The organism is Streptomyces sp. NPDC006510, assembly GCF_040611955.1.
In the GTDB taxonomy this organism is placed as follows: Bacteria; Actinomycetota; Actinomycetes; order Streptomycetales; family Streptomycetaceae; genus Streptomyces.
In genome coordinates this window covers 40,655-47,730 of record NZ_JBEXPH010000050.1, presented here as the reverse complement: position 1 = coordinate 47,730, position 7,076 = coordinate 40,655, and the positions used below count along the sequence as shown (strand labels likewise).

Genomic DNA, 7,076 nt, shown 5'->3' with positions numbered 1-7,076 from the left:
GCGCCGAAAGCACCAGGCCACAGCCCGTCGCAGCCACTACCGACGACGATCCGCCGATGAACCCACGGGATAGATCACGAAACCGTACTGGAGTATTAGGAGCCCCTCATTCGGCGTTCACTTGTGTGCTGTGACCGAGAAGGTTCACCGATTTTTCCCGGCCGCCAGTAGCCTCCCGCCCATGGGAGAAGCCGAGGTCCGGGTCGTGGTCCGTAAGTTCGATGGCAGCCTGCACCGGCACCACTCGATGGTGTGGTTGGGCGAGGATGAGTTCGGGGTCTGGCTCGGTGCTCCGATCGGGACGATCTACAGCAAGGGCGGGGAGGGCGATGCCTACGCAACCGAAGAGCGACGAGTCATGCTCTTTCCTCGCGGCGCCTGGTGGACGGCCCTGTTCCAGGCAGCTCCAGCCCACCTGGACGTCTACTGCGACGTAACCACTCCCTCCGATTGGCCGCATAAGGGGGAAGTGACCACGGTTGACCTGGATCTGGATGTCTGCCGGATACGGCAAGACGGATCCGTCTTTGTGGACGACGAGGATGAGTTCGCCAGTCATCAGAGGCAGTACGGCTATCCGCAAGACATCATCACGCGCGCGCAGAGTGCCGCCGAGTGGCTGTCAGCCGCGCTGCGCGACGGTGCGGAACCTTTCGGAAGCCGCTACCGCACATGGCTGGACCAGGTCGGTTGAGCTTGGCTCTGGTGTTGGTCAGGCTGCGGTAGCGAAGGGGCGTCCGCCCCAGCGGATGCCCTTCTCGCAGCGGATACGAGCTCGTTCGCGGCGCTCGGCGGTCAGGACGTCCCGGTGGCGGGCGTTGGCGTTGCGCCGGCGCAGGTAGGCGTGCAGGGCCCGGGCTGCTCCGGGGTGGTTGGGGTGGTTCGAGTTGGCGATGGTGAACTGTCGCAGAGGCCCGAAGTGGGCCTCGATCGGGTTGGCCCAGGACGCGTACGTCGGGGTGAATCACAGCTCGACCCGATTCTTCTTCGCCCAGCGACGGATCTTCTCGCCCTTGTGGGCGGACAGGTTGTCCATGATCACGTAGATCGGGGCACCGTCGGGACTGGCGGCGCGGATCGGCTTCAGCGCGGCCAGGGTGTTCGCGGCACCCTTCCTGCGCCGGTTGACGCCCCACAAGGTGTCGTCGCCGATCGAGTAGCAGCCCGGTGGAAGTACCTCACGCCGTGGGTGCGGTGGTGGGTCGCGGGGTGCCGCTCGGGATGACCGGAGGCGGCCCAGCCCTGGGCCGATTCCTTTCTGATCGTTGGTCTGGTGTGTCGTTGACTGACGCCCAGTGGGCACGCATCGAGCCGTTGCTGCCGGACCGGACGCCGAAGCAGGGTGGACGCTGGCGTGATCACCGGCAGGTAATCGACGCGATCGCGTTCAAGTACCGCAAGGGGACGCCATGGATGGACCTGCCCGAGCACTTCGGGTCATGGAAAGGTGCCCACAACCGACTGCGGAAGTGGGCCGCCGACGGCACCTGGGAGAAGGTCTTCACCGCTCTGCTCGCCCGGGCCGATACCGAAGGCGATCTCGACTGGGTCGTTGCGGTCGACCCCACCGTCGTCCGCGCTCACCAGCACGCCGCCGGGCCCCGTCAAAAGGGACCCCGGCCGGCGAGCCGGACGACCATGCCCTCGGCCGGTCCCGCGGCGGGCCGACCACCAAGATCCACCTTGCCGCGAACAGCCGCTGCCGCCCACTGGCGTTCACCATCACGCCCGGCCAGGCCGGCGACGCACCAGCGTTCACCGAGGTCATGGCCCGCTCGCGGGTGCCCCGGCCCATCGGCCGGCCCAGGACCACACCGGACATGATCCTGGCCAACAAGGCCTACTCGTCCCGCGCGATCCGTTCCCATCTCCGTCGGCGCGGAATCCGGGCCGTGATCCCACAGCCCGCCGACCAGGCCGCCAACCGCAAACGCCTTGGCAGCCGCGGCGGCAAGCCACCGGTCTTCGACCGCGACGCCTACAAACAACGCAACACGGTCGAGCGCTGCATCAATAAACTCAAGCAGTGGCGCGGCCTGGCCACCCGCTACGACAAGACCGCCACCATCTACCTCGCCGGACTCCACCTCGCCTCCATATTCATCTGGTCAGCGAGATGATCCGAAAGAAGTGTCCTAGGCCTCAGGGTCGACAGAAGTGCGTTTGTAGTGACATGGGTAAGGATAGGGGTCCCCCCCGTCCGCGTGGACAGTCCCATCCATCTGCAGCTCTCCATGCTCCAGAAAGAAATGCAGAATCTGGATGTCGTTGTGATTCTTGAAACTAAGTACCAGATAGGGTGACAGGCCAGGGTCTTTGTTGACCCCATGCCATTTCCCGTCGGATGAACGACGTGTCACCTGCGCGTCCGGCACGGGGCCGTCCCACTCGACTGGAAAGTCTTTGCTGGAAAAAGTGTAATCGTCACGTAGTCGAACTGTCGGCGATCCGCATTTCCGCTCCCCGTCCCATCGGCCGACCAATTCGGAATGAGTTACGGCCTCTGGAGTGACGACGGGTTTGCCTGCCCCGCAAGAGGACGGGGCGATTGCCGTCACGGTGGCAGCTGCAAGGCTTACACTGATGCGAAGTATGTCGGATTTCATGCTATCTGCTTCCGGCCGTATTTTGGATGGCGCCCAGTATGCCGGTCGATGATCCGAAAGAGACGGCCTAGCCCCCGGTGGGCCGGATCCCAAGCGGGCCGAACTCGTCGAACGCGAAAATTCGGTCAGGGAAGCACTCAAGGACGTGCTCGACTCGGTCGAGCTTGGCGTCGCGCTCGGGGTCTGGGGACCGTTCGTCCTTGGTCTTCGCCAGGGCATCCCTCAACGCGGTGTTGTCCTCGGCCATGCGCTGGACGACCTGAGGGGTGGCAGAGCAGCTGCGACATCTGCCGCACTCTTCCCGTGCGGCAGACCGCACCGCCGGTCACTTCACACGCGTCGGCCCTGACGACATCGCCTGGAAGTGGATGCTTAAAGGATCCGTCATCGCCGTTTTGTTGATCTTCGCGGAGCCGGAAGACGAGTGACGTTTCCTGCATGTTCGAGGCTGTCCTGAGCAAGACCATTGAAGTCGAATCCGCGCAGACCGATGTTCCGCCACTGCTCCAGTGCAGCCCGCAACAGCCACTTCACCTGGCGCCGCCTCGAGCCTGCCGGCCGCAGCGGATCCCGGCGCTGCTGCGCGTAGTTCGGCCCTGGCCTCCAGCGAGCTTCGTCCGAGTCGTCCGCCTGGACGGTCGGCACCGGGTTGAACACTCCGTAGCGCGAACTCGCCCAGATATAGAAGGAGTTCAAGGCGGCGCGATCCGTATCGAACGAAGTCGGCCGGATTCGTTCATCATTGCGCAGGTCCGTGATTCGCCAGTCCTTGAACGCTTCGACATCGCGTACGCTCGCGCAGTCCCACGAACTGCTGATGGCATCCAGGAAGTCCAGCCACACGATCAGCGCGTACGGATACCGACGCCAGGTGCTTGCTTCGTGTGCCGCCATTCGCCCCGTACGGAAGAACAGGTTGATGCGTGGGTCCGGCCGGCCTGACGGAGAGATGATCACAGGAGTTCCGTGGCGTGCGCCGTTGCGGGCCGCTCTGGCGAGCAGATCGCCGAACCTCAGAATGTCGGATCGTCGGTGGGTGGGGGTGGGACGGTGAAGTCATAAAAGTCCACACTCCAGTTCTCCAGTACATTCACGAGCCCCTCCTGAGAGCGCCTGAACCGAAAACCCTGAGGAGCCCAGAGAATGGCCGGTCATGTGGAGAGGGAGAGCGTTCGCGCGTGCCTGGCCAGAGAGGCGTATGAGGAAGCCGGGGTCGTCATCGAGCCCGCAGACCTCACCCTGGTGCACACCGTGCACCTGCTCGACGATCACGAGAACGCCGAACCCCGGATTCAGCTGTTCTTCCGGGCGATTCAGTGGTCCGGAGAGCCGGAGGTCCGCGAGCCCGACAAGTGAACGGCCTGGCAGTGGTGGCCGCTGGACGGTCTGCCGGACCCGATGGTCGGCTACACCCGTGCCCCGATCGTGGGAATCCTCACCGGCACCGCGTACACCGAGCTCGGCTGGGCACCCCCAGTGCCTGCCACCGGTGGCGGGTGAACTGCGGTGAATGCCGAATCCGGCACGGCCGACTCGGTGACCGAGGGCCTCACCGACGTGGCATCGGCGCGTCTGGCGCTGGTCGAACGCCTGCAAGAAGATGGGGTGTTGACCCATCCACGCCTGCGGGATGCGCTGTCTCTCCTGGACCGCGAAACCCTGGACGGCTTCGACCGGCCGACCCTGCTGGATCTCGGTTCGGGCACCGGCCAGGTCCCGGCCGCCCTACTGCCCGCCGTTCCCAGGGTCACCCGCCTCGACCTCGTCGACCGGGACAGCGACATGCTCCGCACTGCCGCCGAGCAGCTCCGGCCACTGCACGGACAAGCGGCGGTGGCCTTCCACGCTGTCCCCGCGGAGGCGTCCTCCGCGCCGGTCGACGGATACAAAGCTGATCTGGTCACCTGTGCCCGTGCCTTCCACTGGCTGGACCGCCCCGCCGTCTTGAGGACGGTCGACCGGGTCACTGGCCCCACGGCCGCGGTGGCGGTCATGGGTGACGGAAGCCTCTGGACGTACGGGGCGCACTGGATCGCAGCCCTGAAGGCGCTGATCCAGTCCTACCTCGGTGACGGGCGGCGGGCCGGCACGACCGGGACATACACCGAACCGAGCAGCCACTACGAGGACGACCTCGCCGAGTCCGCTTTCAGCAAGGTCACCGAGTACCGCTTCCCTGTCCGCCGCACATGGACACCCGACCAGGTCGTCGGCTGCCTGCGCAGCACCAGCTTCGCCCACCCCGCCTCGTTCGATGAACCCGACACTCCACCCGAGCAGGCCGGCCGGCATGCCCGGTTCGAACGGGAAGCGCACGCACTCCTGGAGGAGTACGTACACGGCGAAGGGCTCGTCGAGGACGCCGTGTTCACCGTGCTGCTCGCCCGCCGCGGTGGTGCGGTGTGAGCGCGGGGCGGCACACCGAGCCGTTGGATGTCCACCTGATCCTGCGCCGTGATGGTAACGACGGGCCGGAGGTGCTGCTCTCCCGCCGGGCCGGTTCCGTCTACGCCTCTGGCCTGTGGCACCTCGTTTCCGGGCACCTGGACGGCCCGCACGAGGACGTCGTCGCGGCTCTGGTGCGGGAGGCCTGGGAGGAGACCGGTGTCGTCATCGACCCGGCGGATGTGCGGGCGGCCGTCACCGTGCATCACCGTGCACCGGCCGGATCCGCCCGTACCGGTTTCTTCTTCGAAGTCACGCGGTGGCGGGGGGAACCGCGGATTGCCGAGCCGGATGTCTGTGATGCCATGGAGTGGGTGCGCCTCGGCGCTCTGCCTGAGGGAATGGTGGCGTACTGCCGTGCCGGGCTGGACGCCTACGCGGCCGGTGCACGGCTCGCGGTCCATTTTCAGTTGCCCGGAGATGCGATCGCTTACGACGCCGGAGCTGACCGTCTGCGTCTCGTGCCGGAGATGGACAGTCCGGCGACCGCCGGCCGTCCCGACGCCGCCATCGTGGAGTTCGCACAGAGCGCGGTTGGGCAGCTTGCCGAGTGGGAGGACGTCTCCTGGGTACGCGAAGGCAGCCGTGTGTGGCGGGTCCGAGGCGCCGGGGGCGGCACCTGGTACGTGAAGATCCACCAGTCCGAGAAGTTCCACGCCCGGGAAGTGCGGGCGTACCGGACGTGGGCCCTGCCGCTGGGCGCGGCAGCGCCCCGGCTGGTGGCCTGCGACGAGCAGCTGAGGACGGTGGTCCTCACAGCGGTACGGGGTCGGGCGCTGCACGGTGCTGTCCTCTCCCGCAGGCAGGAGTGCGATGTCTTCCGCCGGATCGGCGCGCTGGCGCGCCGCATTCACCAAGCCGCTCCCGCGCGGGCCGCTCCCGTCGGCAGCGGCCTGGCCGTCCAGAAGGCCGAACGGCACCTAGCGGCTGCACGGCCGCATCTTGCCCCCGGTGATGAGGAGTTCGTCCGCGAACTCCTCCGGCAGGCCGAGACCCTGCCGGCGCTGGAGTGGGTCGAGACTCACGGGGACTTCCAGCTCCGCAACATTCTGCGCTCCGACGACGCCGATGATTCCTTGGCGGTGATCGACCTTGAGAGAAGCGAGCCCGGCCCCGCCATCCGGGACCTGGTGCGCCTGTCCGACGCCTGGGCCGGTCGCCCGGACCTGTGCCAGGCGTTCCTGACCGGGTACGGGCGGCACCTCACCGATGCCGAGAAAGCACACCTTGTCATCGATACGGCCCTCGATGCGGTGAGCGGAGTTGCCTTCGGCGTCGCGCATGGTGATCCCGAGCTGGCCGAGCGCGGCCGGCGGACCCTCGCCCGGCTGCGCACCGAACAGGTCACGCTGCTCGAGCTCCACGCCCGCGAGGAAGCAGCACCGCTCTACCGCGAGCCGGGGTTCGCGGGCAGTCCGGCACTGATGCGGATGACGGACACCGCTGCGCAGACGACCGTCCCGAGCAGACGGCCGAGCAGCGAGGCCTCCAAGTCGTCGCCGACGCATTATGCCGAAACAGTCCCCAAGGCAACCATGTGGGCATGTCTCTACTTCACCGACGAGGACGACCAGCCGCTCCAGGTTCACTCCGTCTACTCTCCCGCGTACCCGTGGCAGCTGGTGGGCGGCACGACGGACCCCGGCGAGGCTCCCTGGCAGACGGCCGTGCGGGAGTGCAGGGAGGAGACCGGGATCACGCCCGCCGGGCCGTCCCGGCTCCTGGCCACGGTATACAGCCCGCTCGGCGGCGGATGGCCCTACAGCACGATCGGCTGTGTCTTCGACGGCGGCCGGCTCACTGCCGCGCAGATCCGTGGCATCACCCTCGACCCGGAGGAGCACGACGAGGTCCGCGTCCTGCCGCTGACCGGGTGGAAAGGGCTGATGCCACCCGGCGACTTCGCCCGCCTGTGTGCTGTGGAGGAGGCGCGTCGTACCGGCGTGGCCGCGTACTTCGACACCTGGGGCTGGGGGCCCGAGTGACCGGCAGCATCGTGTTGATGTCCGGGACGACGGTGGCCGC

Annotated in this window: 5 protein-coding genes and 3 pseudogenes; 5 read left to right on the top strand and 3 right to left on the bottom strand. The window is 67.0% G+C overall.

Annotated features, from left to right (window positions below):
- The first annotated feature begins 181 nt into the window (after nucleotides 1–181).
- Nucleotides 182–694 (top strand): DUF402 domain-containing protein, encoded by a 513-nt coding sequence (locus ABZY11_RS17730; protein ID WP_356479994.1) that lies wholly within the window; start codon nucleotides 182–184, stop codon nucleotides 692–694.
- 18 nt (nucleotides 695–712) lie between these two features.
- Here the strand turns inward: ABZY11_RS17730 and ABZY11_RS17725 are convergent.
- Nucleotides 713–1,242 (bottom strand): annotated as a pseudogene (locus tag ABZY11_RS17725) (transposase); the annotation flags it as partial.
- Here ABZY11_RS17725 and ABZY11_RS17720 point away from each other — a divergent pair.
- Nucleotides 1,222–2,120: pseudogene (locus tag ABZY11_RS17720) on the top strand (IS5 family transposase). The pseudogenes ABZY11_RS17725 and ABZY11_RS17720 sit on opposite strands and share 21 nt — an antisense overlap.
- 556 nt (nucleotides 2,121–2,676) lie before the next feature.
- On the opposite strand, the pseudogene ABZY11_RS17715 reads toward ABZY11_RS17720, so the two are convergent.
- Both ABZY11_RS17715 and ABZY11_RS17710 read right to left on the bottom strand, forming a co-directional pair.
- Nucleotides 2,677–2,814 (bottom strand): annotated as a pseudogene (locus ABZY11_RS17715) (IS630 family transposase); the annotation flags it as partial.
- Between the two features lie 176 nt (nucleotides 2,815–2,990).
- Nucleotides 2,991–3,563 (bottom strand): hypothetical protein, encoded by a 573-nt coding sequence (locus tag ABZY11_RS17710; RefSeq protein WP_356479993.1) that lies wholly within the window; start codon nucleotides 3,561–3,563, stop codon nucleotides 2,991–2,993.
- 186 nt (nucleotides 3,564–3,749) lie between these two features.
- Between ABZY11_RS17710 and ABZY11_RS17705 the strand changes: the two genes are divergently transcribed.
- The 3 genes from ABZY11_RS17705 to ABZY11_RS17695 all read left to right on the top strand — a co-directional run bounded on the left by ABZY11_RS17705 (nucleotide 3,750) and on the right by ABZY11_RS17695 (nucleotide 7,036).
- Entirely contained in the window at nucleotides 3,750–3,962 is a 213-nt protein-coding gene (locus ABZY11_RS17705; protein ID WP_356479992.1) for an NUDIX domain-containing protein, read from the top strand.
- A 150-nt stretch (nucleotides 3,963–4,112) separates the two neighbouring features.
- Nucleotides 4,113–5,012: a class I SAM-dependent methyltransferase gene (locus ABZY11_RS17700; RefSeq protein WP_356479991.1), complete on the top strand. Its 900-nt coding sequence runs from the start codon at nucleotides 4,113–4,115 to the stop codon at nucleotides 5,010–5,012.
- A complete protein-coding gene (locus ABZY11_RS17695; protein ID WP_356479990.1) occupies nucleotides 5,009–7,036 on the top strand; it encodes an NUDIX domain-containing protein in 2,028 nt (675 codons plus the stop codon). The genes ABZY11_RS17700 and ABZY11_RS17695 overlap by 4 nt, the downstream gene beginning before the upstream one ends.
- The last annotated feature ends 40 nt before the right edge of the window (nucleotides 7,037–7,076 follow it).